14 protein-coding genes are annotated in these 26,910 nt (G+C 54.9%); 4 read left to right on the top strand and 10 right to left on the bottom strand.

Annotation, left to right across the window (positions count from 1 at the left end; all coding sequences use genetic code 11):
• Positions 1-41: 41 nt before the first annotated feature.
• Entirely contained in the window at positions 42-2,756 is a 2,715-nt protein-coding gene (locus ACR3ZL_RS12505; protein WP_473652815.1) for a sodium:solute symporter family protein, read from the bottom strand.
• A complete protein-coding gene (locus ACR3ZL_RS12500) occupies positions 2,734-3,759 on the bottom strand; it encodes a dihydrodipicolinate synthase family protein (RefSeq protein WP_486173505.1) in 1,026 nt (341 codons plus the stop codon). The genes ACR3ZL_RS12505 and ACR3ZL_RS12500 overlap by 23 nt, the downstream gene beginning before the upstream one ends.
• 158 nt (positions 3,760-3,917) lie before the next feature.
• Between ACR3ZL_RS12500 and ACR3ZL_RS12495 the strand changes: the two genes are divergently transcribed.
• Positions 3,918-5,117, top strand: a complete 1,200-nt coding sequence (locus tag ACR3ZL_RS12495) for a XylR family transcriptional regulator (RefSeq protein WP_473652818.1) — start codon at positions 3,918-3,920, stop codon at positions 5,115-5,117.
• Positions 5,118-5,244: 127 nt separating this feature from the next.
• Positions 5,245-6,927 carry a M12 family metallo-peptidase gene (locus tag ACR3ZL_RS12490; RefSeq protein WP_486173504.1) on the top strand — a complete coding sequence of 561 codons (1,683 nt, stop codon included), beginning with the start codon at positions 5,245-5,247 and terminating at the stop codon, positions 6,925-6,927.
• A 136-nt stretch (positions 6,928-7,063) separates the two neighbouring features.
• On the opposite strand, the gene ACR3ZL_RS12485 is transcribed toward ACR3ZL_RS12490, so the two are convergent.
• The gene (locus ACR3ZL_RS12485; RefSeq protein WP_486173503.1) at positions 7,064-7,528 is read right to left on the bottom strand and encodes a hypothetical protein; all 465 of its coding nucleotides are present in this window, start codon (positions 7,526-7,528) and stop codon (positions 7,064-7,066) included.
• An 874-nt stretch (positions 7,529-8,402) separates the two neighbouring features.
• Between ACR3ZL_RS12485 and ACR3ZL_RS12480 the strand changes: the two genes are divergently transcribed.
• Entirely contained in the window at positions 8,403-9,326 is a 924-nt protein-coding gene (locus tag ACR3ZL_RS12480; RefSeq protein ID WP_473652821.1) for a hypothetical protein, read from the top strand.
• 491 nt (positions 9,327-9,817) lie between these two features.
• Positions 9,818-12,724 (top strand): SHD1 domain-containing protein, encoded by a 2,907-nt coding sequence (locus tag ACR3ZL_RS12475; protein WP_486173502.1) that lies wholly within the window; start codon positions 9,818-9,820, stop codon positions 12,722-12,724.
• Between the two features lie 35 nt (positions 12,725-12,759).
• Here ACR3ZL_RS12475 and ACR3ZL_RS12470 read toward each other — a convergent pair whose 3' ends face one another.
• The 7 genes from ACR3ZL_RS12470 to ACR3ZL_RS12440 form a co-directional block, all read right to left on the bottom strand.
• Complete coding sequence (locus tag ACR3ZL_RS12470; protein ID WP_473652825.1) at positions 12,760-14,187, bottom strand: vitamin K epoxide reductase family protein; 1,428 nt, start codon at positions 14,185-14,187, stop codon at positions 12,760-12,762.
• Positions 14,188-14,579: 392 nt separating this feature from the next.
• Positions 14,580-15,989: a DUF1501 domain-containing protein gene (locus ACR3ZL_RS12465; RefSeq protein WP_473653566.1), complete on the bottom strand. Its 1,410-nt coding sequence runs from the start codon at positions 15,987-15,989 to the stop codon at positions 14,580-14,582.
• Between the two features lie 63 nt (positions 15,990-16,052).
• On the bottom strand, positions 16,053-18,974 hold the full coding sequence (locus tag ACR3ZL_RS12460) for a DUF1553 domain-containing protein (RefSeq protein WP_473652826.1): 2,922 nt from the start codon (positions 18,972-18,974) through the stop codon (positions 16,053-16,055).
• Between the two features lie 207 nt (positions 18,975-19,181).
• Positions 19,182-20,498, bottom strand: a complete 1,317-nt coding sequence (locus tag ACR3ZL_RS12455; RefSeq protein ID WP_473652827.1) for a DUF1501 domain-containing protein — start codon at positions 20,496-20,498, stop codon at positions 19,182-19,184.
• Positions 20,499-20,619: 121 nt separating this feature from the next.
• Entirely contained in the window at positions 20,620-24,411 is a 3,792-nt protein-coding gene (locus ACR3ZL_RS12450) for a DUF1553 domain-containing protein (protein WP_473652828.1), read from the bottom strand.
• Between the two features lie 109 nt (positions 24,412-24,520).
• Positions 24,521-26,302 carry a FecR family protein gene (locus tag ACR3ZL_RS12445; protein WP_486173501.1) on the bottom strand — a complete coding sequence of 594 codons (1,782 nt, stop codon included), beginning with the start codon at positions 26,300-26,302 and terminating at the stop codon, positions 24,521-24,523.
• A complete protein-coding gene (locus ACR3ZL_RS12440; protein ID WP_486173500.1) occupies positions 26,302-26,859 on the bottom strand; it encodes a sigma-70 family RNA polymerase sigma factor in 558 nt (185 codons plus the stop codon). The genes ACR3ZL_RS12445 and ACR3ZL_RS12440 overlap by 1 nt, the downstream gene beginning before the upstream one ends.
• Between the last annotated feature and the right edge of the window lie 51 nt (positions 26,860-26,910).

The following is a 26,910-nucleotide window of genomic DNA, read 5'->3' as shown; positions in this document are numbered from 1 at the left end:
GCAAGTGCCGACCACCGTTCCAGTGACAAAACCCAGTGTTTCTAGCGGTTTTCGACGACACTTGACCGTGCGGTATCGCGTCGGGTGTGCATTGTTAATCCAATCAAGTCACGATCATTTGAACCAATGAGAAAACTTGCGACGTAGCCGACCACGAAACAGCTTGTGATCCCGCACGCGGTATACAGGTATCCATTGACCTGACTGAATTGCCACAGACAGATCATCGTGCCTGCACCGACAAAAGCACCAATCATCGCCCCCAAAGCGTTGGCTCGGCGAGTTAAGAAGCCGAGTGCAAATAAACCACCGAGCACCCCCATGAACATGCCGATCACCATGATCGAGCTGTCAAACAGTGACTGAATTCGAGGGTTAACAAAAGTCACGCCCAGAATCGTTCCAAGGACTCCCACTGCTAGTGTGACGATCCGAGCGGCGGTCAAATAAGCACGTTCAGAATGACAGATCTTCAGGGGACGCAAAAAGTCGGTGACGATCGTCGTGGACGTTGAGTTCATACTCGTCGATACGGTCGATTGCGCTGCCGAGAAGATTCCCGCGACAATCAATCCAGCGATCCCGATTGGCATTTCGTTGGCAATGAACAAAGGGAAAATTTGATCAGTCGATATCGTCGGATCGAGCCGGTCGGGATGCGATCGATAGAACGCGAATAACGCGGTTCCAATTCCGAAGAACAAGAACGTTGCGGGAACCGCCAGAAACGCGTTGGTCCAAATTGAACTAGCAGCGAGCTTCTGATCCGGAGTGGTCATATATCGCTGCACGACAGCTTGATCGGCAGTGTAAGACGACAGGTTTTGTCCCATCGCTCCAATCACGACCACCCACAACGCCAGCCGAGACGCGGTGACGTCGCCATGAAAATTGGCTATCCGAAACTTGTCAGCATCCAACGCTGCAGTGAACGAGCCAGTCAATCCACCGTCCGCCCCTACAACCATCAGCACGATTGCCAAAATGCCGCCGCCGAGCAATACAAACGTCTGGATCGTGTCCGTCCATATCACGGCTTCGATCCCACCCATGGTGCAGTAGATTACACTCAGTAGTCCCATCAAAACGACCGACTGCACCGGAGTTAGCGGAGTCGCCACGGCGAGTGCCAATCCAGTCAACGACATCACGACCGCCATTCGGAAAATGTGAAAGAGCGTGAAGCTCGCGCTGCCGAACAGTCGAACGCCACGGCTAAACCGGATCTCCAAATATTCGTAAGCGCTCGTGATATCAATTTGGCGATAGAACGGAAGCGCCACGTAGACGCCTACAAACGCAACCAACGGGATCATCAAGTTGCCAACGGCGTATACCCAGTCTTGCGCAAACGCTTTAGCGGGAATCCCCGTGAAGGTAATCGAACTCAGCATCGTCGCAAAAATGCTGCAGCCCACTGCCCACCACGGCATTCGGCCGCCACCGCGAAAATAGTCGTCGGTATTCTTATTGCGTTTGGAAAAGTAAACGCCAACCCCGATCATCGCCAACAAATAGCCGAACAGGACCACGTAGTCGACGATCGAAAAGCCTGAGCGCTGACCGCTGACTTGGATGTTCCAAATGGCAGGAGTCCGCACCCTCGGTCGCACTTCACCACTAGCCAGTACGATTCGGTCATTCCAGGCAACTGCATTGGTGGCCACCTGAACCTGCGGAACCATCCCTGCTTTCGCCCACGTGTCGGTGATCGTGTGATACAACCACGCCTGCTTCGGGAATCCAGGGTGATCGTCACGAAGTTCATCGGCTCGAGAAAACAGACTTCCGTCGTCACCACCTAACACCAGTAGATGGCTTTGCCCGATCTCGATTCCCGCGGCGGCCATTAGCGGCAACGGTGCGTCTTGGCGCCGCCGCCATTCACCGTCACTGGGGCGATACTCCCAAACATCCTTTAGGAACTGAGTCTCTTCACCCTGTTGCCGCCGTCCGCTGATCACATAGACGCACTCTTCGTACCCGTTGTGTTGGTGAAGCGTGAGGTTGAACGCACGCGGTTCCGCTGGCCAAGGGGTCAGCTTGCGCCACTGAAACGATTCACTACGAGTCTCGTGATCGAGTCCTTTTGCTTGTCGATCGAGAGCGTCGTTCTCTTCGTAGACGTTAAAGTCTCTTCGACTAAGATCCAGCATCCAGAAATTGCTTAGCGGTTCGTTGCGGGCATCCTGTCCGCCCGCGAGATAGACCAGGTCACCCATGATGGTGGCTTGCCCGAACGCACATGCCTCAGGAAGCGGCGGAAGCGTAATTCGTTCGATCTGTTGCGATGCAGAATCCCACCGCAACAAGTACACATCTCGAAAAACCTCCGCCTCATCATTCCCGCCCATACACAGCACACCGTCAGGCGTCGATACGGTCGCTCCGTATGCGGTCGGGCGAGGTAGTTTGCCCCCATCGACCCATTTCCAACCGCCATCCTGTTTCACCAGAACGTGAATTCGGTCGTTCCAGACCTTTTCGTGATCCCAGACCGGCCGCGGGAAATTAGCACCACCGGCAACGATCAATGCATCGGCATGGACGCCAACGAAAGGACCAGCGACACCTAGCGTGTCGGGTAATTCCGGCAACGATTCCCACTGCAGCACGTTTGCCTGGTTTTCGTCACCGCCAAAGCACGGATCGGCCGGAGCAAATCCAACGTAGAGCCCGATCGCAATTAGGGTCGAGAGCCAACCGTTCCACCGGATTTTTGAAGTATTCAAATCAACAGAGGCTTTCCAACGCATTCTCGCTCGCAATCCAGTCGAAGAAGCCGATCGCCGTCAAATCACGCTGCAAGGTATCGACTTGAGCCGACGTTAATGACGCGATTGGCAATCGACTGGGTCCACAATCCCGGCCGATCATCGACATGATCGCTTTCTGGGCGGCACGAGGCCCGAACGGGACGAACGTGTTCACCAACAATTGCGATTGTGACTGCAAGCGGTGTGCGGTCTCCAAATCACCGCTGGTAAAGGCAGCGAGCAACCGCTGGTAAACTGGAGCCGCGAAGTTGTAGGTGCTGCCGACTGCCCCACGTGCCCCGGCGGCCAATCCGTACAACAACATCTCATCGACTCCGAAAAGCACCTCAAAGCGATTCGCGGCAAACTCCACACAGTTTTGAAATTCATGCAACTTGGGTGATGTGAACTTAATGCCTCGTAGGTTCGGAATTCGGTCACCGCCCAATTTCAGAAATTCCAGCATGCTGAAATCAACGCCGGTCGCGCCCGGAATGTGGTAGTAGTAAAACGGCAACTCAGGGGCACCGCTGGCAATCTCGGCCATGCTTGCCACCAGCGTTTCAACCGAATCCGGCTTGAAATAGACGGGGCTGACTGACGAAATAGCGTCCGCCCCCGCTTCCTGGGCATGAGCGGCCAACTGGCGTGCCTGGGCCAGACTCTCACTCCCACACTGGACAATCACCGGCACTCGTCCCGCTGCGGCGCCGATCATCCTTTCAGCGACTGAGCATCGCTCTGGAAAAGTCAGCGACGCTCCTTCTCCGGTGCTTCCCAGGACATACATCCCCACGATTCCCTGATGAATCAATTCCTCGACCATTGGCTCAATCGCGTCAAGGTTCAAGGATCCGTCACGATGCATCGGCGTGAACGTCGCCGCCACGAGGCCATTGAAGATTGGCAAATCGGTGCATATCTGGTTGGAGGTCATACGGCACATCGACTTGATAACGAGGTTGGGTAATGAAAAAGGCAGGACGTTCGACCAGCGAGCCATATCGCATATTCACCCGCCAATCGAATGCTGTAACAGCGGTCAGGCCGCCACTAGGTCATCACTGCAGCCCAGAATATCCAAGTCTGGCACCAACACATACTGACATTTCAAGTAAAATCATTGGCATATTCACTACTCGCAACAAAGGAGGACCGCTTATGCCCAACGCCCGAACGACTGCAAAACAGCGTTCCATCACGTCCTCAACCGAGCGTACAAACGACCGTAGCATCTTGTTGGCGTTGGGATGGTATTACCCCAAAATTCACCACGGCGTAGCCAGGTATGCACGCGATCACGGCTGGCACATCACGTCGGATTTCGAAGACCTCGTTCCCAACCACTGGAACGGAGACGGCGTTCTGACCCTGCTCGGTGGTGGTCGCGACCTTTGGAAGCCGCTTAAACGTTTGAATGTCCCGATCGTCGATCTCGCCGAAAGTCGTCCATCGATCGCGCTACCACGGGTTACCACCGACAACGCCGCCATCGGAAAAATGGCAGCGGTTCATTTCCTTGAACGTGGTTACCACCACTTTGCCTTCGTACATCGCAGTGAACTGGGCGTCAGCCGTCGGCGTGGAATCGCGTTTGCTAACCAAGTCACCGCCGCAGGCAACGACTGTCACGTTCTGGGATGGGACAAACAGCGTGGCAAGCGAGCCAATACTTTGGACCAGCGACACCGCTGGCTCATCAAGCGACTGTCCGCGTTACCCAAACCACTGGCCGTCTTTGCCTCCCGAGACGTTGACGGTGTTGAAGTCATCGACGCCTGTCTGGCCGCTGGCATTGCCGTCCCGGACCAAGTCGCTGTGTTAGCGGTCGACAACACCGAAATCATTTGTGATTGCTTGCGGGTTCCACTGTCCAGCATCGAAAACAACTGGGAACAAGTCGGATACGAAGGTGCGGCATTGCTAGACCGACTGATGCGTGGCGAAGCTCCACCGCCGAAGCCCATCTACATTCCTCCAGCTCATGTGATCGCCCGTCGCAGCACCGATAGCCTCGCGGTGGATCATCCCAAAGTCGTGGCGGCGCTTCGCTACCTACACGACCACTCGCATGAGCCGATCAGCATGAATCAGATGTTCGACGCAGTGGGGATGTCGCGAAGTGGACTCGAGAAGGCTTTCCGCGAACACTACATCCGTGCACCTGCAGAAGAACTCCGGCACATCCGTCTGACTAATGCCAAAAAGCTATTGCTGGAAACGAAGATGAAAATCAACGCGATCGCTGAATCAACCGGGTTTCAAACTCCTCACAACCTTTGTCGCGTTTTCAAGCAACACGTCGGCACCACACCGAAGCAATTCCGGCTCAACGCCTGTTCAGAAACGACAGTCGACTGACGGCACGCTACTACCTGATCTCATCAAAACGCGGTAAACATCTGGGAATCGCTCAACAGACGCCGCCTCGGCGATGTTAAACTTTGCTATACTCAGAAAACGATCCACCTCAAACTTGCCCGCAACAATGAACGACCTGAAAGATTCAGCCCCGTCGATCCATCAGACTTCAGCGACGAAATGCACACGAGTTTGGCTGTCGTCTTGCCTTCTGCTTGTCTGTGTCTGGAATCTGACGACTCCGTTGTTCGCTGCATCGCCCACGCCTACCTCCAGTCCAGCGGCAATGCCAGTTCAGGGCGAAACGAAGTCCACCGCCACCTTGCCACCGACTCGCGTAATGGATGTGCTGGAGTTCGAGATTGGTGTGGAGATCGGCTCTCGCGCGTTCTTTGAAAAGTCGGCCTACAACGGAGACCTCAAGGCTGCCCAGGAAGTCGTGAAGTCGATCGTGCCAAATTTGGAACGTCGTTACCTACACGCCGCTGGCATTAAGTTCCGACTCGGTAAGGTGATCATTCGGAACAACGCCGAACAAGATCCCTTGCGTGACATGGTCCGAGAAACTGGTGGCGGTGGCAACGCCGGCAGCAGCCTGTCGGCGTTTCGCGACTACTGGAACAAGCACCCCGAAATCGTCGGCACCACCCACGACTTGGCCTGCTATCACGTCTACTACCCGCCATCCGGATTGGCTTACGTGAAGAGCGTCGGTTCACGACAGCGATACGCTACCGTCGGTGGTCGAGGAAAAACGAGTTGGGCTGATGGTACGCTTACGCATGAATTCGGTCACTCATGGGGACTTCACCATACCAACGCCAGTGGCTTTTTCTACGAATCGAGTCCTCGGGTGAAAGAAGGCGCTACCGTCGCTGGTGGTAAACCGAATCCGATCAGTATCATGGTTGGCAACCGAGGCAACGTGGGTCGGATGGCGTCCGATGAAGCCATGAAAGTGCTATCAACTCGAAACGAGCGACGATCGCATGGCGACCGAGTGGTTCCTGGTCCCGTGAAACCGTTTGGGATGCGGGATGAAGCCACTCTGAGTGGTCCGACGACCACGATTGACGTCATCGCCAACGACTACGACGTCAATAACGACGTCTTGGATGTCAAACTGCTAGATCGTGTCAGTCACCAGGGTGCGAAGATTAGCTTGTCCGTCGGCACTGGCCCGGGCGGACGTAACGAAATTGAATATCACATGCCCAAGAATGGTTTACCCAATGGCCAGGACTTCTTTCACTACACCGTTTTCGACACGACCGGCCGAACTGATTTTGGTGCCGTTTATGTTCATTCGAGCGCATTGATCGTCGACCTCAACGCAGGCGAATACAACTACGACTTCGGCACCGACAGCTCCCCAGTCGAGCCAGGATTCACACGAATCTCGCCAACCACAACCGGCGACGTGACGTGGAAAGGCACCGTTCGCTCCGCCGACCGCGGCACCGCTTCGGGACTGAACAAGATCAACCAAGATTTCGTTTATAGCGACCAACCCCGAACGCTACGTCACCGACTCGCCAACGGTGTCTATCGCATAACGATCAACATGGGCGATCGCAACTTCGCCCACGACGCCATGGGAGTCCGTGCCGAAGGCAAGCTCATCAACCACAGCATCAATTCACCCAAAGGGCAATATTCCTACGTGGGCACCGAAAGCGACGGAAAGCCAACCCATTTCGACGTCAAAGTGACCGACAACCAACTCGACTTAACCTTCTTCGACCGCGGCGGCTCCGACGCAAACTGGGTCCTCAACCGCCTGTCCATCAAAAAGCAAAGCGAGCTATAAATTCGTGGATCTAAGGTTGTTGGATGGATGCAAGGGGCAAACTTCGCGCAACTTGGAATCGCACTGTGTACGGCCCACAAAAAGACATGCTCCGCAGGCAATGTTCTGCTAAGGCGTTAGTTAGTTAGTTAGTTAGTTAGTCGGCTTGGTCCGGCCCAAGTGAGTTATTGAGTAACGGTCGAACCAGTCGGCGAATTTCGAGCGGGAGCTTGAATAGCGGTCGATCGGTCTTGGGATCGGACTTCATCACTTCGACGGCAACGTCCAGACACTGCAGTGGAATCTCGAGGTCTTCGCAGTCTCTACCCACGGCCTGCCAAGCAGCGTTCCAGGTATCGAGTTGCGAATTAGAAAAGCCACCTTGATCGAGGTATTCAATCGACTGCGTCACGCCCTGCCCCAGCTTTTCAGCGGTATCGAAACGAATGTAAAGCGAAGCCAACTCAGCAATGTAGTCGGCCCATTCAGACGCACCACGCCTCAACACCATCCACAACAGGTCCCCTGGCGCTCCACCGTAGTAGTTTGAATCTCGATCGCCATCTTCAAACGCTCTCCGCAGAGCCGCAATCACCTCTTCACGATCGCAATGGTCAATCATCGGTTGAGCAACCGCAAACATTGCTATGGTTCGCTCCTGAATTGACACGCCGTCCAGTTTCAAGACTGCTTCAAAATCAGCCTGACTCAAAGGAAACTCCTGCACATAACAACTAATGATGCCTCTGGTGGTAAGTGCCCTTGCCTTTTCATCTACTGACACGCCGGGCATATCGACGCTTGCGGAGAAGTCCGACAAAGCCAGCTCTACCTCGCCCTTCCGCATGTATATGATGGCTCGTCCGACAGTTGCAACTGACTTCTCAGCCGAAGGCAAATCATCACTTTGAATCAGCGTAGTAAACTCGTCAATTGCACGTGAATATTCGCCTTCACACGTCGCGATCTCGATATTCGCCTAAATGGCCGAGAATACGTCAGCGTAGCCTAGCTCTTCCGCCAGACCTTTGGCGTTTCCGAATTTGCCTTCCGCAATAGCCTCGTGGATTTCAGCAACTAATTTCTCGGCAATCGCTGAGCGAACGCGATGGTCAGAAAACGCACGACAAAACTATCGCACGACAAAACTATCGCACGACAAAACTATCGCACGACAAAACTATCGCACGACAACATCGTCGTGCGTCAATCTTCTCTCCTGGCGGATTGTAGAATTACGCGGGAATACACGGGTCCGAGGGCTCATCTGGTCCCCAAAAAGCCGGCGAGGTGCCGAACGACAAAATGTAGCGGTACGCGAGAGAGCAGGGGGCAGACCCGTTAACGGGCTCGTATTCTGACGTGCCGGTACCCCGACCAATGCGTCGGTGCTCCCTCCGTCGTGTTAAGCTTGGCGGGATGGCATCGGCTCACTATGCAACGAGACGCTTGTTCCTATCCCACCGTTTTCACCCGCCCATTTGATAGATCGCGACATGTCCGGATGCTTTCTTGCATTGCACCAACGTTCTAGCTGCCTTCCTTTTGTCAGCTTCGTATTGCTTGTTCTGGCCCAGGCGTTTCTGGCGGTCGGTTCTACGACAGCGGAATCTCTGGAAGTGGATGCCGATCTTTGGCGAGGTCGGCAACTTGAGGCGGTCGCCAAAAAGATTCAACTTGCCAGTTCCGATGACGAGCGGTTGGAATATGTCGCTCGGCAGTCTTGGCTAAGTCGATGGGAACCGGGGCAAATGCCCTCCGCACCCGATGGTGCACCGTTTGAATCGGAACTGGTGGACGAGCCGTTGCTGGAAGAACTGGATAAACCCGCGACAATCAACACGGCGGTTTGGCAACAGATCGTCGACCTGCAGAAGCGTCTTCGCAAAGTTGACAACGAAGAGGATCGCAAAACAAACTTGCGGCGAACGATCGCGTTGGCTCGGCAGCTTGAAAGCAACCTTGCCGCGCTACTTCCGTCCGAATCTCAGCAATTGACAACGCCGATCGCCTGGGCTCTGGCTCACACCCGATACCGTTTAGGCCGCGCGTTGGCGTACCGTGAACTGCCCGAGGTCGCTGAGGAATGGCCAATCACGAATCCGGATCGTTATCAAGAACAACTGACGGCGGTCTTTCAACGACTCACGAAGCAAGCCAATCACGATCGGCTGGAGTTCATTCTCTTGCAAGACCGAATGTTTCGGCGAGCCGGCAAGAAGGGACGAGCTTTGGAATTACTCGAGGCGAGTCGGCAGGTGATCGAACCAAAGTGGTATCTGAAAAAGAGGCGTGATCTGCTGCAGGAACTCGGCTGGGACCCACCCTATCGCGAAGCCGCTGAACTGTACCGACTGTCCGGCTACGACGACGAGTCAGAACAACAAGACGATTCGGAACAGCCAGCAGACACTGAATAGCTCAGCAACTTAGAGCATTTTGAGATTTGACGTGGCCGATCCCGGTAGCTGGATTCGACAGAATTCAGTTTGTGGTTCGTAGGCCGGACCGAGCGCAGCGACGTTCCGGCAATCATGCGTCTGCCGGATGGGCGTCGCAAAGCCTCCTTCATCCGGCCTACTTTGGGTCGTTACGTGATTGGTTTTTGTAGCTAGATTCGACAGATATTTAGAGCACCGGAGTCTGGCGACACCGCCTACCTCCTTTTCTAAAACGCTCTAGCCAAACGGTATTCGCAACCGTTAAGCCGCGATGCAAGCTCGCACCGTGGCTAGCCCTATTTCCCGGTACTCGTGCCGATGCACCAGTCCGTATTGAGATTGTTCGGACCGTATCGTTTGGACCTAATGGCTTCAATTTCCGCGACCGTCAATTTGTCGCGTCGAGCGAAGATCGGTTAGACTTGTTTCTGAAACGGGCACTTTTCTGAACTCATCTTCAACTGTCTCGAATGCGAATCTTCTCCGTTGGCTTTGTCCTGGTTGTCTGGTTATTAATCGCCACGATTGCTCCACGTGCGTTTGCCCGAGAGTGGGTCGACTCGACAGGCAAATTCAAGATTGAAGCGAAGCTGATCGTGGTTCACGGCAATAAGGTTGTGTTGGAAAAACCCGACGGCAGCATCATCAGTCTGCCCATGGTTCGTTTAAGTCAAAACGATCGGGACTTCTTAAAATCACTGTCGACACCTAAGCAGACGACACCGAAAGAAATGACCCCGGCGTCCTTAGGAGGAAGCCCATCGAGCAGCGCGCCGGCTTCGAATTCAACCACTCGTTCAGAATCCTTTCGTCCGTCAACTAATTCATCGCAACTAGCCAGCCAAACCGAGGCGATTTTGCGAGAGGCCTGCTACCACTGCCACGGTGAAGATGGCACCAGCGAAGGCGGCTTCAACTTTGTCGCCAACCTCGAAAAACTCTCCAAGACGTTTGCCAAGCCTGGCGAAGAGTCGTTATTGCTGGAACGAATCACGGCGGACGAAGACAGTGTCATGCCGCCCGTCGGCGAACCACAATTGACCAAGAGTCAGATCAGTACGATCCAGGCCTGGGTGGCAGCCGGGTCGCCAGCGATCGCGAAACAGGAATCGCGACCGTTCGTCTCCAACGAACAGATCACCGAAACGGTGCTCGCCGACATTCGTGGTAAGCCTGAACGAAGCCGCCGGTTCATGCGTTACTTCACGCTCACGCACCTCTACAACGCAGGAGTATCCCAAGACGAGCTGCAGACGTATCGCAATGCGTTCGTCAAATTGATCAACAGTCTTTCTTGGAACACCGACCTGGTCATCCCTAAAGCGATCGACTCGGCGAAAACAGTGTTCGGGATCGACATGCGGGACCTGCACTGGGATAGCGAAATTTGGCATGCGATCGAAGCTGCCAACCCGTATGCGATTCGGCTTTCGTCGCCAGCTACTTTGGCGTGTGTCAACGAATCCGAAACCGAAATGCCGTTTGTCCGAATCGATTGGTTTGTCTTCGCGGCCTCAAAACCTCCGTTGTATCACGATGTGCTGAACCTGCCCGAGTCAGATCTCGAGCTGGAGGAAATGTTGCGAGTCAATGTGCAGGCCAACATCGATCAAGAACGTGTGATCCGAGCCGCATTCAACCGCTCCGGTGTATCGCAGAACAACCGCTTGATCGAATGGCACAAGTCACCCTACGGCTCGTACTGGAAGAGCTATGACTTCGGCGGCAACATCGGTCGTCAAAACCTATTCCAGTATCCACTTGGCCCGGGTTCTCACCGCGACTCATTCGTCCACGACGGCGGCGAGATCATCTTCACGTTGCCCAACGGTTTGCAGGGTTATCTGTTGGTCGACGAACACGGACGACGAATCGACCAGGGGCCCACTAACATTGTCAGCGATCCGAAACAACTCGATCGCACGGTTACCAACGGCGTATCATGCATGTCGTGTCACTACACCGGTGTGATACCTAAAAAGGACGAAGTCGGCGTGGCGGTGCGGCGAAACCGCGACGCGTTCGAGGATGCCGATGATATTTTGTCGTTGTATCGGGAATCGAACGAGCTGGACCGGATCTTTGACCGCGACGGCCGCAAGTTCTCCGAGGTGCTATCGAGATTGGGCATCACCAACCTGAGCCGTAGCGGCGAATCGATTTCAGCCATGGCGATGCGATTCCAACAAGATATCGACCTGAATCAAGTTGCCAGCGAGTTCGGGCTGAAGCCGGACAAATTCCTCCGACGCCTGGCGGATACCTCACAAGTGTCGCGGGTCTTTAGCTCACTGCAGGTCGATGGCGGCACGATCAAGCGTGATGTCTTCAAAGACATGTTTGGCGAAGCTTGCGTGGATTTGAAGTTGATCCGTCCGGGTGATCACAACCGCCATGCGCGCACACCGAACGCCTCGACATCTCGCCCATCGACATCAACCGCGCGGCGGTCGCGTAGTTGGCGTAACGGAATTGGCAAGGTGTCGCAGGTTGCTCTGTTCACGGACTTAACATGGGGCATCAGTTCGGTTGCCTTTGACCCACGCGGTCGATTCTTAGCCGGCGGACGTCCCGATCGGTCGCTGATGATGTTTGATGTCGAACATCAAAGCATCACAACCAAGATCGAAAAGCTGGAATTATTGCAGTCGATCTCGGCATGCCGGTTCACGCCCGACGGTTCGACACTCCTAGCGGCCGGACGAACCGGACACATTTCGGTCTATTCCGTCAGCCGCGAAGGAATGGTCAGGGAAGTCGGCCAGTTCGCCGGGCACTCGAAAGAAATCAAGTGCATATCGATCTCTGAAGATGGTCGCTATGCGCTAACCGGCGGCGACGAAAAGAAAGCACGCTGCTGGGAAATCGAATCGGGACGCGAGCTTGCTACGATCTCTGGCTTTGCTGGCCCAGTCAAAGCGGTTCGTATCTCGAATGATGCTCGAACTCTTTATGCAACCGACGGCGCGACGTTGTTGGTCTACGACACCGGGCGAAACGAGATCACACAGAAACGCCCAGTCAACCAATCATGGGCTGCGGGTCAATCGGCCGCCTTTTCCGATGACGGGAAGTTCTTAGCGGCTGGGGACACCTACAACATTCGCGTCTGGGAACTAGAAAACGGCCGAGAACTGCCGCCGCTGGTTAGCAACGAAATCCAGTGGTCGATGGAGTTCACTCCCGATGGAACGCATTTGCTCAGCGGCGGCTCTGGAAAAGTAAACGTCTGGGACGTGCAAACTCAAAGACGAGTCCACTCGCAAGCAACCGGCCACGGTTATGTCCAAACACTCGCAATATCCGGTGATGGCAGCATGCTGGCTGTCCCAGGTTCGAACGGGCGAAACCTTCACGTTTTCGAATTTGCAGACTGAGTCTGCTGGGTCGGTACTCATCCCGCCGAATGAAATCAGCGATTCTGGTTAATAAGCTGAATCATCGATTGTCCCGACTCCACCGCACCAACTGTAGTCGTCTTCGAGAACAACAGCTTTGGAATCTTCCCCGCACCAGCTTGTTGATACAACTGAACGTGCTTGCTGATGTAATCACCCGGCGCAGGACCGCTCAGGGTTCGATCTAATTTGCCGCGATCGACCATCGACGATGCTCGACTGATCGCTTGGCTGTACGAAGGCGTTGCATCGAATAGATAGTCATGGAATTCGGCGAACTTCTGACGATCGACCATCCACACCGCAACCGCCAACTTCGCAATCTCGCAAGATTCAGCGTGGCTGGCATGGGTTGAGCGAACCGTTGGATTACACTTCCCGTCCAATGGTACCGGCAGCGTGATCACGGCCAACTTATCACCGAAATGTTGGCGAGCGGCATCCAGTGACTTGTGGGTCTTTTGGCAATGCGGGCACGTGTAGTCGAACATTTCGACAAACACCATTTCCGCGTTCGGATCGCCCACTACTGGCCAGTCGTTGGTGTTCAGCTTGACGCCACCAAGCACCTGGACTGACTTACCAGCCGGCGGTGTGGATGCTCCGGAAGCATCCACTTCCGCTTGAAGAAGTGTGGCGGGGCTTACGAGTGCCATCGCCAACCGCGACATTTTCGCTTCGCTAATCATCGACAAACCTTCCTCCAGTGCATTTTGCGAACTGGCCGAAGCAGGCGGGGCGAAAAGAGAACCATCCACTTCACCGGTGGCAGCCTCATCCGATGGCATAACCGCCGGAGTGGCCTCGTACTGAATCGTTTCATAGCTTGCGGGTGGTTCGGTTGCCAATTGGACGGCGATCATGACAGCCAACGAGGCCCCTGCCGTCGCACCGATCCAGCGGAGCGTTTGTTGATTGACGCGACGACTCAATAGGAACGTAACGGCCAGAACAATCCCGGCAGCGTGAGCAACCAAGCAGTATGGGCACAGATGTCCGAGAGCAAAGATTTGCAAACCGATGAACCAAATCGCTGCACCGCCGGCGGCAAGGCTCGCAAAGCCAATACCAGCCCAGCGAAGTCGCTGCAAGCTCGGCCTTACCCCACGCAGCAACAACAATCCAATCACCGATGCGTGAGTAAGGATGGCCGGAACGCTAACGGGTACCGAAAGAACTTTGGACCAACGACTGTGCAACACATGGTTGCAATCGAATACACTCCCACCACTACAGCCGGCCACCGGCGATGAAGTCATGGCCGACCACGCTAAGTAGCTGCTGGTCCCCAACGCTATAATGCTGCACGTCAGCATCACCCGCCACGCCAAAGTCGAAACACGGCTTCGAGAATGACGGCGAGAGGTTTTCCCTGCCGCTGACTGGCCATGCCATCCCCAAACTGAGTGTGGCATCGGGCGGTGCAAATCGACGGTGGACATGGGTGACTCCAAATACTGGTTGTTTCTCTTGCTGCGATGGTCTAGCGAATCAGTTTGATAGCAGTTTGCATGCCAAGATTCGTTCAGACTCGCGTCACCCAGCCAATTGCTTGCAACAGCCTGTCTTGTCGTCACATTAGTAGGCTAAACAGACCGCAATGTTCGACAGGCAAACAAACTGGCTGCTTTTCGATCAGCGTTCGGAGTCGCGATTGCAGAACTTGATCGCGAATTGAGACACCCCCTCGTCTGGATTTGCTCTTTCACCTGGGTACCCGCGGTACGACATTAGGCTCAATCCAAATTTGAATAGCAGCCAACTACCGACGACTACTACAAGGCTGGCGCCTGGCCGCATTCCATGTGGAAGTTCCGACGAGATGCGGCGACCGCTATACCAGAATGTCTTCGACGACGCGGCCAGCGACATCGGTTAGCCGAAAGTCGCGGCCGGCGTAGGGGAAAGTCAATCGCGTGTGATCGATCCCTAACAGGTGCAAGATCGTCGCGTGCAGATCATGCATATGCACTCGATTGGTGCGAGCGTAGTACCCAAAATCATCGGTTTCGCCATACGCGAAGCCGCCCTTGGTACCACCGCCGGAAAGCACCATCGAAAACCCTTGCGGGTTGTGGTCGCGGCCGTTCTTACCTTGGGCGACTGGGGTTCTACCGAACTCACCTCCCCATACCACAAGGGTGTCGTCCCACATGCCGCGGCGTTTCAGATCGCGAATAAGTTCGGCCGCTGGCAGATCGGTGGCAGCTGCATTTTTGTTGTGGCCATCTTTCAAATTTCCATGCTGGTCCCACACCTGACCGCTGCTGACACTGATAAACCGCACACCCGCCTCAGCCAATCGACGGGCCAGTAAACAGCCGCGGCCAAACGAGTCGGTCTTCTTCTCGCCCACGCCGTAGGCTTTCAACGTCGCTGCAGATTCCTGGTTCAGATCCATCACCTCTGGAGCCGCCTTCCTCATTCGCGATGCCAATTCGACTGCTTGGATGGCTCCTTCAATTTGTCGATCAGGTCCACTGCCTGCCATATGCCTTTGGTTCATCGCTTGGATCAGTGCAATGCGGTCGTTCAAGCGGTCATCATCAACGACGCCGTCAAGATAGGGAATCTGTCCTTTGCCGAAGCGTCCATTGCTTCCAATGACCGTCGCTTGATGCATCGCCGGCAAAAACGCTGCCCCATAATTTCGCGGCCCGCCATGAGCTGTTGCGGGCGAGATCGCGACATGTGCCGGAAGGTCAGGATGTCCGCTTCCCAACGCATAGCTGATCCATGCCCCCACGCTGGGACGCACCAGATTATCGCTGCCCGTGTTCACCATCCCGACGGCTTGCCCATGCGATTGCCCTTTCGTATGCATGCTACGAATGACGCACAACGAGTCCGCTTCCGAGGCCAAATGCGGTAACAAATCGCTGACCCAAAGTCCGGACTCACCTCTTTGCTGAAACTTCCATGGTCCATCCATCAACTTGGGGACGGCGTCGATGTTCGGCGGCAAAGCAAACGGCAAGGGCTTGCCGTCGTGTTTGGCGAGCAACGGCTTGTAATCAAACGTATCCACATGGCTCGGCCCACCATGCATGAACAGAAAGATCACCCGTTTGATTCGCGGCGGGACATAAGGAACTGGCACGGCGCCACCATATTCCTGTACCGTAGACTCCGTACCCTGCACCGTTTCACCCGCGCACTGCGAAACGAGCGACGGAGCGGAAACCATTAACGAGCCCAGCCCTAAACTGGCACGGGAAGCGAATGTTCGTCGCGAAAGTGTCATGCTAGGACCAAGTGTTTTGAATAGGTAATCGGCGAAAGGTATTTGGTTCAACTCAGTTGACGGCTAGTCGAGCAATCGAAACTCGGTGGCCGCAAACATCGCCGCAACCCACTCTTGCCAATGAGCGAACGAGTCTTCGTTTCCAGCGAAGAACGACTCGGCCAGAGCCCGGTCGTCATCCGTCGGCGAGCGTTGGAAACAAAGCTGATAAGCAGCTTCGATGCGTCCAGAAAACGCAGCGTGATCGCGGCAAATCCGCTTTGAAGTCGCGTCCGACCAGGCATGAACGTCAGGGCTATTGATCAACATCAACGCTTGTCCCGGGACATTGGTCGTGGGACGCTTGCCTACTAATAGATCTGGATTTGCCGCATCCAACGCCGTCACCATCGCGGGCAAGTACCCTCGAACGACCGGCAAGTAAAGCGTTCGGCAAGTTTGCGAAACATCGGCCACGTTCGCCTTGCTGTTACTGTCGTTGGTCGAAACAAGCACCCCCATTCCCTTCATCGGTTCAAAGCGGGGACTACGGTCAAGCAGATCCGAAGCGACCAGCATCGTGTCACGAATCGCCTCAGCAGGCAATCGTCGCCGATGCATTCGCCACAGCAACCGATTTTCGGGATCGATCGCTATCGCGGCGTCACGACTTGCGGAAGATCGCTGGTAGGTTTCTGTGGTGACAATCTTGCGAATTAAGTCCTTCAAATGCCAACCTTCACGCAGAAAACCGGACGCAAGGAAATCGAGCAACTCAGGGTGCGAAGGCCGTTCACCTTGTACACCAAAGTTATCAACCGTTCGAACGATTCCCTCGCCCATCAAGTGCATCCAAACTCGGTTCACAAAGACCCGAGCGACCAGCGGATTGTCAGGGTCAGTCAACCAATCGGCCAGTTCCAATCGCCCGCTGCCAATGGGCGACGCGATGCTGGCGTGACCACCACTGCATACTTGCAAGAAACCTCGCGGCACGACCTCACCGAGATTCCCAACTTCGCCGCGAATATGAATGGGGCAGTCAGCAATCTTGTTGCTGCTTTGATCTCGAGGGGCCATCGCCAAAGGCAATGGTTCCGGCGGATTCTTTTTCAGCGCCGCGACCTCCGCTTTGATGAGATCACGTTCCTTTGTTTTTTGCTCGATCGCCAACTGGATACTCGGGTCAACTTCCGGCGGGGCGTTGGTATCATCAGCCGGATCAACGACTAAGAACTGGAGGGCGTCGACGATGACATAGCCGTCTGTATCTCCGTTGCTGATCGTGACGACGGCGTCTTGTTCGTCACTAAAATCGAACTCGCCCAGTGAGTGCCAAATCTCTTCGAACTCGGCTGTTCGCTGGTTAACCTTGACCTTCTTTTCGCCGCTGGCATCACGGACAAGGATCGGCACCGACGAAGCACGACTGGACCCTGGTGAACCGGCCAGGCGAACTTCATAGCGTGCTGTCTTGGGAAGTCGCACGGTAAATCGAATCGATGATTTTCCCTTGTCCGCATTGTTGTCGTGCACGTAACCCTTGGACACAAACCGGTGGAACGACGTGGACGCTTTCCACTTGCCCGTCTTCACGGCTTCCTCGTCATCAAGCACGATTCCACGCTCAGTGACTCGTGCTTTCAGCGAGGTGAGTTCTTTTTCGAGTAGTTTCAACTTCTCGGTAAGTGTTTTTTGCTTCAGTTTGAACTCCGCGACCGCTTGTTGGTGTTCCTCGCTAGTTGGCAAAGGAGTTTTGTTCCAAGTGCTAACGTACTTCTGACTTTCGCCGTTGAGTGTTTGCGTACTTCGAAAGATTCCCGCCAAGGCGTAGTAGTCTCGCGTTGGTACAGGATCAAACTTGTGGTCATGACATCGTGCACACCCCAACGTCAAACCCAAGAAGGCACGCCCCACCGTATCAATCTGCTCATCGACCACATCCATCGTAAGCTTGTCCTTGTTTCGCTCACTTAGCATCTTGGTTCCGAGCATCAGAAACGTGGTAGCGACTAAGTTATCGATACGTTCAGAGTCGTCCTGAGACGGCAATAGATCTCCCGCAATTTGCTGGCGAATCATCTCGTCGATTGATCGATCGCTTGCAAACGAGCGAACGAGGTAATCGCGATACCGCCAGGCGTCGTGATGTGTGGCATTGAAATCCGCCCCGTTGCTGTCAGCATATCTCGCTAGATCCATCCAATGGCGAGCCCAGTGCTCAGCGAACTCAGGTGAAGCCAATTGATCCTCAACGATTTGTTTCCAGTGTCCAGGCGTCGAATCATTCGCCCATGCGTGCTGCAATTCCAAACTAGGCGGCAGTCCGGTCAAATCAAAGCAAAGTCTTCGCAAGCGAGCTTCCGCCGGCGCCACATCGTTTGCTTGTAGTCCGGCTTGTCTCAGTTTTTCATCGACGAAGCAATCGATAGGCGATCGATTGATGGAGGCGTCCTGTGGCGAATTAGATTTCAGAGTGCTCAATTCAATCGACGGGATTACCGGAGCAGCGATAGGCCGAAACGCCCAGAATTGTCGTCCCGCTTCGATGTCGATAGGCGGGTTAGCTTTCGGCATTACCGGCGCTTGTTCACGCGGGTCGATCGCTCCGGCTGAAATCCACTCTTCGAAATCGGCGATCACCTCTTTCGGTAACGGACCCTGCGGTGGCATTTCGGTTGATTCATATCGAATTGCCGAGATCAAAACGCTCGATTCGGGGTCACCATGCACGATCGCCGGACCACTGTCGCCGCCGGTCATCATGCCACCGGAGGAATCCAGCAACAACGAACCACCGAGCTCATCCGATTTCGCCGAATGACACTCATAGCAGTGCTGTATCAAAACGGGACGAATGCGACTCTCAAAAAAATCAATCGAGCCCGGCTCCACCGCCGCAACTGGATCGCTGCCCAAAATCACCAAGCAACAAAATGCGAAAGGAACGACTAGTCCACCAGATAAGGAGACACGACCATTCAAGGCAGGGATCGCTACAGCCATAGCAGGGCCGATCGAAAATGAGGCGGGAGACTTGCGTCGACGTAGGCGGGAATGCCAGTAAGCTACCCTAATGGCTGCCCTGGCACCCTCCCAACGTATCACACATCGCGGAGCCAAGCAAAACTTGGATGATTAGATGCGTTGTTTCTTCGCTTCGGAAACCTTCAGCAATGACACGCTGGCCATGCTCGCATGCGTTCGCGGCTGTTAAGCAAACAATTTCGCGATTGGATTGCCTTGGTCGGTAATGGGAACCGGGCGGTCGCCGGAGTAAAGGTTCTTTTGCCAATCGACACCGGTGGCGGCGCAGATCGTTGCGAAGAAGTCCGGGATGCTGACCGGATCCGCGACGATGCGTTTGGCAAGTTCGTCTGTTTCGCCGTAGGCACCACAGTGGGACAATCCACCACCGGCCAAAACGCAGGTGAACGAACTGCCTTGATGGCCTCGCCCGCCGCCGCTATCGAACCCAGACGGACGTCCAAATTCAGTGGTGATCACGATCAGCGTCTTGTCGAGTAATCGCTTTTGCTCCAAGTCAACGATCAACGTCGCCAATGACGTATCAAGTTCTTGGATCAACTTGTGCTGGTTCAATATCCCACTGTTATGAACATCCCAACCTGCACCATTGAGGAAGTTGAGGTTATGACTGACTTCGATAAAGCGGACGCCCCGTTCGACCAATCGCCGGCTTAGCAAACAACGTTGCCCGAACTCGCCACCGTAGCGGTTACGCAAATCCGTCGGTTCCCGATCGAGTTGAAAAACGCGATTGAATTCGGGACCGCTCAATTTCAAACTTTGCTGGATGGCATCGTCATAATCCAGCAGCTCACGCACTTTCGTTTCACCGGCACTTTTACGTAACGATGCCAGGAACGCTTCCCGACGCCCCTGACGATCCGTCGTGATCCCATCTGGCCGTGACAATCCCGCTGGGCCACGACCGGTTTCGGTCAGGTAAAGGTAACCGTGCTTCGCCCCCAGAAATCCTGGCCCACGAGTCACGTTAGGGTATCCGATTAACACATAGGGCGGAGCATCGTCGCTGGCAGCACCGCGTTCATGAACAATCAGTGATCCCAGCGAGGGATAGGTCACCGTTCCGCTGACCGATCGTCCGGTGTGCATCCGGTTCGTCGCCGCAGCGTGCTCATCGATCGTGCTGTGATGCACGCTTCGCACCGCGGTCACTCGGTCCATCACCTTCGCCGTTTGCGAAAAGTGCTCACAAACTTGAACACCATCAACAACCGTGTCGATCGCTTCATAATACGAGCCAGCCTTCTTGGTTTTCGGATCGCCCTTCGCTTTGGGATCAAACGTATCCATTTGCCCCATGCCGCCACCGAGCCAAATCGAAATCACATGTTCGGCTTGCCCTCGTAGACGCGGTCCCTGTGCAACCCCTGACGCAACTTCAGATGCGCGGACCTGACCGGACAACAGCCCAGACATTCCGAGCGTTCCAGCGGCAACCGCACTATTAGAAAGAAATTGTCGTCGGCTCGATTGGGTCATGATCAGGTCTCACTTTCGAGGCAAGCTTTTCGGTAAACGGGCAATATCGTTGTGTCTATTGAATCGTAAGTCAGGTCGTAGTGGACGATTGAGGAAGCACGAACGTCAAACGAGGCGAGAACTAAGGCACCCAAACGAACTCGCGATCGTTCACTAGCGTCCAAACAATGTCTTCATAGACCTCCCGCCACTGCGGTTGGATTCGGGGATCGGCATCAGGGCCGCGTCGCACCCGCCGTTGCCACTCTTCTTGAATGTCATTGGCTTGCGGCAACAGGTGGTTGGTCCAGGTCGATATTGGCAGACGCGAATCCGTTTCAGGAACAGTCACCTGGTCAATCGGCACTTTGCGGGATTCAAACCCGTTCGCCAGTGCAGGCACCAAGGATTGTTTCTCTTGCTCGTTGGGGTATCGCGAAAGGAAACGCAAGAAAAGCGAATCCAACAAGTCACTCGGCGAGGTCGCCTCGAGAGCCAATTCCGCCAGCGGCGACTGATACGATGCTCGCGTCAAAGACATCGACAAAATGCCGTTGGCGAGGATGCCAGGCTGCAGGAGATTGGGATCGGATTCTCGCTCGGCAATGGGTTGTTGCCTCACACCGCTCCAACCAAACGCTTCCAACACATCCGAGATCGGTTGAGCTCGCGGCATCGCCAAGCTCGGCCGATCTCGTTCATTGCTGAGACTGGTCAACATCCAAGAACGTTTAGGAAATCCGAGCGTCAACCGAGTCCTGCTGGTGGCGGAACCGTCGTGCACGAACGTCATCTCCTCAGTATCCATCTCCATCCCCGACGAGACAAACAGAGAGTCGACAATCTGTTCGGCAGCAAGTCGGCGAGGGTCAGGTGCGTTGAAGAACCGTTGCTCGGCGACGGCATGCTTGTTCTGTCCGGTCGCTTCGCGTTGGTACGTTTGCGACGTCATGATCAACCGCAACACATGCTTCAAGTCATAGTCATGGGAGACCAATTCCAGTGCCAACCAATCCAACATTTCCGGATGACTTGGCGTCTTGCCCTCCCAATCGTTAACCGGCTGGACGATCCCCGCACCGAGTAAACGGTTCCAAAGATGATTGACGACGACACGCGAAAATCGCTGATTTTGCGGAGCGGTGATCAAAGCGGCCAGTCGGCCCCGTGAATCTTTTGGATCGTGGACCAGCGAATCGATATGGGCTCCGTCTTCGATTCCCGTGAACGATGCAAATGGCCATTTCGGCTGGACCTGCACCCCAGGCTTGAGTGTGACGCTGATCAGCGATTCACGACCAATGCCCTCAAAAAATGCGGCCGGAACGCGACTGGTTTTGGGCGGGGCAAGCTGTTTGCGATTTAGCATCGCCGCCAATGAATAAAGATCTTCTTGGGAAGTACTATGAAACGGCGAATCGTGACAGCGGGCACATTGAAGTTCAATTCCCAAAAAGGCGGACGCCACAATGTGTCCCTTCGCGGCCATCGGCGAATCGTTCTCGCCAGCGAGCCCAAACCCGGCACTGCCGCCATCGTAAGGACTGCCTCGCATCAAAATCAGCTCCGTAACCATTCGGTCCAAAGCCTTGCCATCACGCAGCGAGTCGTGCAGGAACCACCGGAAGGGACCGGTGCTGTTGAGGGACGGATTTAGCAAGCCAGGGTTCTCTGCCAACGCGTCCATCCAAAAACTGATCCAATGATCGGCATAGCGTTCGTCTTGCAAAAGTCGGTCAACCAGCTTTGCACGTTTGCTCGGATCTTTGCTCGCCAAAAACTGCCGGACCTCATTTTCCTTCGGGCCCACACCAACGGTGTCCAAATAAGCCCGGCGTAGAAAGGTCGCGTCATCAACTATCGGCGCGATCGCAACGGACTCTGGTTCAATAGGTGGATTTGGCCAAACCGCTCCCTCTTTCACCCACGTTTCCAGAATAGAAATCTGCTCGTCGGTAAGCCCTTCGTCCGTCGGCGGCATATCATGCTCTCGGATCCGCACAATCATCTCGCTTTCATCAGGCGACCCCGGAACGATTGCCGGTGATTCCGATTCGCCGCTACCAAGAGCTGCACTGCGTGAATTCAGCCGCAAACCGCCCTGCTTCTTCTCGCCATGGCACCGGAAACATTGGTCTCGAAGAATTGGCAGCACATTGGAATGAAAGTTTTCGGATGTGCTGGGCTCGTATTGCGACGATGAATCGATCGCATCGCGAATCTTTTGACCAACAAAATGATCGATTGGGTGCACATTCGGCTCGACCGCAGGTGGTTCAAACTCGCTAGCGTATTCCCTGGCAAACTGATGCCGATCTTGCCAGAATGCGTCTTGCGAAGAAGCGGCTCCACGTCGGACGGCATCTTCAAACGCCACCATCGCCGATTCGAACTTTTTCAGCTCTGGCTCGATTGCCTCATCGGTCAACGGCAACGGCGAGGACGAGTCCGCCTTCAAGACCATCAACGGTCCTTCGCCATCGATCTGAATGGCAACGCAAACCTCGCCCGACTGCATTCGATTGCCGCCGCCACCGACCAAGAACTCCAAAACAACCCGAGCCTTACGGCCTCCGCGTTGCAAACCTCGGGTAACGGACGTTGCTGAAGAAGCCGAACCGGACTTCGACTCCGCCGGTATTTCAAATTCGGTAAACGCTTCTTGCTGAGGAAACGGCAGCAACCGTGCCCCCGGAACAAGCGGATCGGGGATTGGTACGATCGGCTGCAGGTTTCCGGACCGACGACGTGCAGGCTTGGTGCGGTTAACCAATTCACCATCAATCCACAACCGACTCAGCGATCGGGTACGCACCAGAAAGCGATGCTGGCCGGCTGGCAATTCCACATCCGCCGCCATTCGCACCAACAGCGGTGGCTTCCAACCGATGCGGATTCCCCAATCATCGAATCGAACGGGAACCCGAGGCAACAGAAACGCATCGGTTTCAAATCGGCCCGTTTCCTCTGGCCAAGTCTCATGTTCCAAAAGCCAGCGACTTGCGTTGGGCATGCCTTCGGCAAACGTCACCAAAACTTGTCCTCTGGAGATCATTCCCAAGTCCGGCATTGTTTCCTCTTGAGGCCCTAACACCCGAGGACCACCAAGTCGATTGAAGCGAGCCTCGATCGTCTTGTCGTCGAGGATGGAGCGATGAACGGCGAGCCCGTCCATCCAGCCATGAAAGCTGTTGCCTGGGTTCCCACGGCTTGCCGAACCGATCCACACGGCATCGTTATCGACCACTGGCTTTTCACGGGTTGGCCCACCCATGTCCCACTTTCCTTTCGTCGCGACTCCATCGACCCAGCCACGAATCGACTCCGGTTCACCAAACTGATACGCAACGGCGATGTGATGCCATCCCGAACCGGGAAGGAATCCCTTTTCAGTCGTCCACCGGTGCCAATGGGCGTCGCCACTCTTCGCTTTGGCATGAATCGGTGTCGCGAACAGAAAGCTCGCTCGGACGGATTCTCCTTGCGAAACCACTCGCAACGCCCAATTTTGGTTGTCTCTTGCGAACTTCGCGGTGCCGGTACGCCCCTTGCTAATCACGTACATCGGTGAACTTCCGCGAGCTTGATCGATACGAACCCAAGCTTCCAACGTGATTTGATCGCCATTGTCGAAATCAAAGTCGCTGCTCGGTCCGGGATCCTCCATCGTCAAAAACCCGTTGCCTTCAAATCGCAACGCCGTATTGTCCGTCGTCAAATCCGGAAACTCCGGAGCCCTTGGCCCCGCCTGATCGCGATGCACATTCCCGTGCAACTCCAACGGCATCGCCGCTTCGCTATCAAAGTCCCACCTGGCAACTTCCGACGCACAGGCGTTCGGGAACACAACGCTCGGATGTGCAACACCAAGCGCCAACAGAATTGGAAAACACAGGACGCCGATAGCAAGCTGAAATGATGGGATGGGCTTCATGATGGAATCGCGAGTGGGGAAGGAGGTGTGCGATGAGTCGTACATGACGGCGGGAAATAAGCTCGACTGCTGGCCGGCCGAAATTCGCCCGGCGGAAGAGGCTCGATCCTTAGAGCGGCGGGAAGCCACCGATATAAACCGGATCAACAACGGATCCGTCGAACGGGGGTTCATCGTCGGCCGCGTCTTGGATGAACAAACCGTCCACGGTCTCGCCAAGCGGGTAGCCCAAATCCGACAGGTCAATACCGACCGCCAAAGCACGGAAGTTGCTATGCCGGTATTGCTTGGCCTGCTTCATCGTGAGCAGCTCTTCCAGGCTGCTTACCTGACTTTCGTACCGTAGCAATCCAAAGCCAGCGACAAGCTTGGATTCCGGAGAGGTCATTTGCAGGTCCATCTCTTTGATCGTGACGGATCGCAAATCTGGCTTGAACTTCAAGGGGCTGACGTGGAAGGCGTCACCCGACAATGGATTGGTGTTGTAGGTCTGGATTTCGAAGAACGCGATATCGGGCCCAGTCGAATTCACCACCGGGGCAGCAAACCGGATCGCCATCCCAGGTGTCGTATCAGTAGGATTCGATGTCAGTGGCGTCTTTGAACCACCAGGATTGATCAGTCCGGTGTCGAGCAGGTTGTCTGACTTGATGATCTCGGCCAGATCACGCTCGTCGCCAAATCGGTAGGCCACCGGCTGACAAAACACCTGCTGGGTCGATCGAAAATAGGTGACTTCCGATGGGATCATATCCGCGATGGGATAGTGATGCGGTTGACCACCACGCTGCACCGAAATCTCGGTCAGCTCGCGGACACCGGTCACGCCAGGTTCATCTACCGAGTTCGCTTGATAACTCAAAATGCGGTCGGGCAGCGAATATCGGTAATTGGGTTCAGCAAAAGGTGCCGGTTGCTCCGTTTTGTCCATCGAAGCGGAATAGAAGCTCGAATCGTTGGCTCGTAAGAGCGTGGGCGCCTTCTTTTCGGCATTCGGTTCAACCTGCTTAGCGAAAACTTCCGCTTCGCCTTCGATGACCTTCACGCTGGTTTCGCCACCTTCGTCCACTCGCACACCGAATCGAGTGCCGAGATCAACCACATTCGTCAACGGCGTTTCGACTTGGAAACCCTCCGCACCGTCGGGTGCATGAACGGAACATTGACCCGATTCCAGCAGCAGTTGGTCAACACTGACGACCGAAAAAATGGCCGGTGCGTCCACCAGGGCTGATGCGCCGCTGGGAAAGACCAGCTCCACGTTGCCGCGGGTCAATATGTATTGCCGCTGCATTTGCAAGGCCGTGCCGACCGGCGGCGAAAGCTCACCAAAGAACTCGGCCATCGAGTTTTGCGCCAACATGACTTTCGGCGAACTGGAATCATCATTCGCACCAGTTGCTGGTGACGAAGATCGTGTTTCAGATTCGTCGCCTTCTACTTCATTTGAAAACTCTTCATCGGAAACCTCGTCATCAACAATCGCTTCGACGGCGATCGACTTGCGAGCGATTTCGCGATTGGCCTTTTCATCGCTCCATTGCTTCAACATTCCAATGGCGAGCACTAAGGAGGCTGCAGTCGCAAGCGTCAGTAACCCGATGAGGTAGCGGTTTGCCGCGTTGCTGTTACCGACCGGCGGGACCGAGGGTGGTGCGGGCAACTGATGAAAACGAGCGGCGGATTCGATGGCCCCGTCACCGAGCTTGAAGCCGTTCATGACCTTCGGTAACCCGAGATGCACGTCGACTAGATCGAAGTACGCACTTCGGTATTCTGGATTCTCAAGCATGAGTTGCTCAAGGCGGTCACATTGTTCCCGATCGATGGTCTGGTCAAGCAAACGATCGACCAGACGATTGAACTCGCTTTTCTGTTGGATTGAATTCATTATTCGGCTCCCTGGAGTTCGATCCGCTGATTGACGCACATGGCCAGCTTTCGCCGTAACAATCCGGCTCGGTTGTAGAGCGTCTGGATCGCCTTGCCCGTTGCGGTTGCGTAGTCGTCGAGACAACTCTCTTGGTCATAAAGAGCGGCCAGAAGCTCACGATCGAGTTTTCCGAGCTTTGAAAAACAGGTCTGCAACGCGTCAATTCGCGATCCGCTGGAAAGACGCTGTTCGGCTCGTTCTTGTGCTAGGTGCTCCATCAACTCTTCGCTGAAATAAAGCCGGTCGCGACTGGCTGAACGACGGAAATTAAAAACTTCAAACTGGGCAATCGAACACGCCCACGCGTAAAAGGACGTCCCTTCGGCGAACTGATCCAACTTGCGCCATAACACGATGCTGCACCTTTGAAACACGTCTTCCGCGTCCGCATGGTTGGGAAGCATCGAAAAGATGAAGCCGTAGATCCGTTCACGATCAGCGGTGAACAAATCCAAGAACCTCTCATAGTGTTCAGATTGGTCGTCAAAATTGGGAGTGGATGGCGGTACTGTCATGAATGATTGAACGTGATGAAAACGAAATGACAAAAGCCCAACGCGGGCATC

The organism is Rhodopirellula sp. J20-39 (genome assembly GCF_057365095.1).
This window is presented reverse-complemented; position numbering and strand designations above follow the sequence as displayed.

Coding starts and splice junctions, on each gene's coding strand:
- ACR3ZL_RS12455 (WP_473652827.1), bottom strand. CDS start 20,498: ATGACCCAATCGAGCCGACGACAATTTCTTTCTAATAGTGCGGTTGCC.
- ACR3ZL_RS12505 (WP_473652815.1), bottom strand. CDS start 2,756: ATGCGTTGGAAAGCCTCTGTTGATTTGAATACTTCAAAAATCCGGTGG.
- ACR3ZL_RS12475 (WP_486173502.1), top strand. CDS start 9,818: ATGCGAATCTTCTCCGTTGGCTTTGTCCTGGTTGTCTGGTTATTAATC.
- ACR3ZL_RS12480 (WP_473652821.1), top strand. CDS start 8,403: ATGTCCGGATGCTTTCTTGCATTGCACCAACGTTCTAGCTGCCTTCCT.
- ACR3ZL_RS12440 (WP_486173500.1), bottom strand. CDS start 26,859: ATGACAGTACCGCCATCCACTCCCAATTTTGACGACCAATCTGAACAC.
- ACR3ZL_RS12485 (WP_486173503.1), bottom strand. CDS start 7,528: ATGATTGACCATTGCGATCGTGAAGAGGTGATTGCGGCTCTGCGGAGA.
- ACR3ZL_RS12450 (WP_473652828.1), bottom strand. CDS start 24,411: ATGAAGCCCATCCCATCATTTCAGCTTGCTATCGGCGTCCTGTGTTTT.
- ACR3ZL_RS12490 (WP_486173504.1), top strand. CDS start 5,245: ATGAACGACCTGAAAGATTCAGCCCCGTCGATCCATCAGACTTCAGCG.
- ACR3ZL_RS12460 (WP_473652826.1), bottom strand. CDS start 18,974: ATGGCTGTAGCGATCCCTGCCTTGAATGGTCGTGTCTCCTTATCTGGT.
- ACR3ZL_RS12495 (WP_473652818.1), top strand. CDS start 3,918: ATGCCCAACGCCCGAACGACTGCAAAACAGCGTTCCATCACGTCCTCA.
- ACR3ZL_RS12500 (WP_486173505.1), bottom strand. CDS start 3,759: ATGGCTCGCTGGTCGAACGTCCTGCCTTTTTCATTACCCAACCTCGTT.
- ACR3ZL_RS12445 (WP_486173501.1), bottom strand. CDS start 26,302: ATGAATTCAATCCAACAGAAAAGCGAGTTCAATCGTCTGGTCGATCGT.
- ACR3ZL_RS12465 (WP_473653566.1), bottom strand. CDS start 15,989: ATGACACTTTCGCGACGAACATTCGCTTCCCGTGCCAGTTTAGGGCTG.
- ACR3ZL_RS12470 (WP_473652825.1), bottom strand. CDS start 14,187: ATGTCCACCGTCGATTTGCACCGCCCGATGCCACACTCAGTTTGGGGA.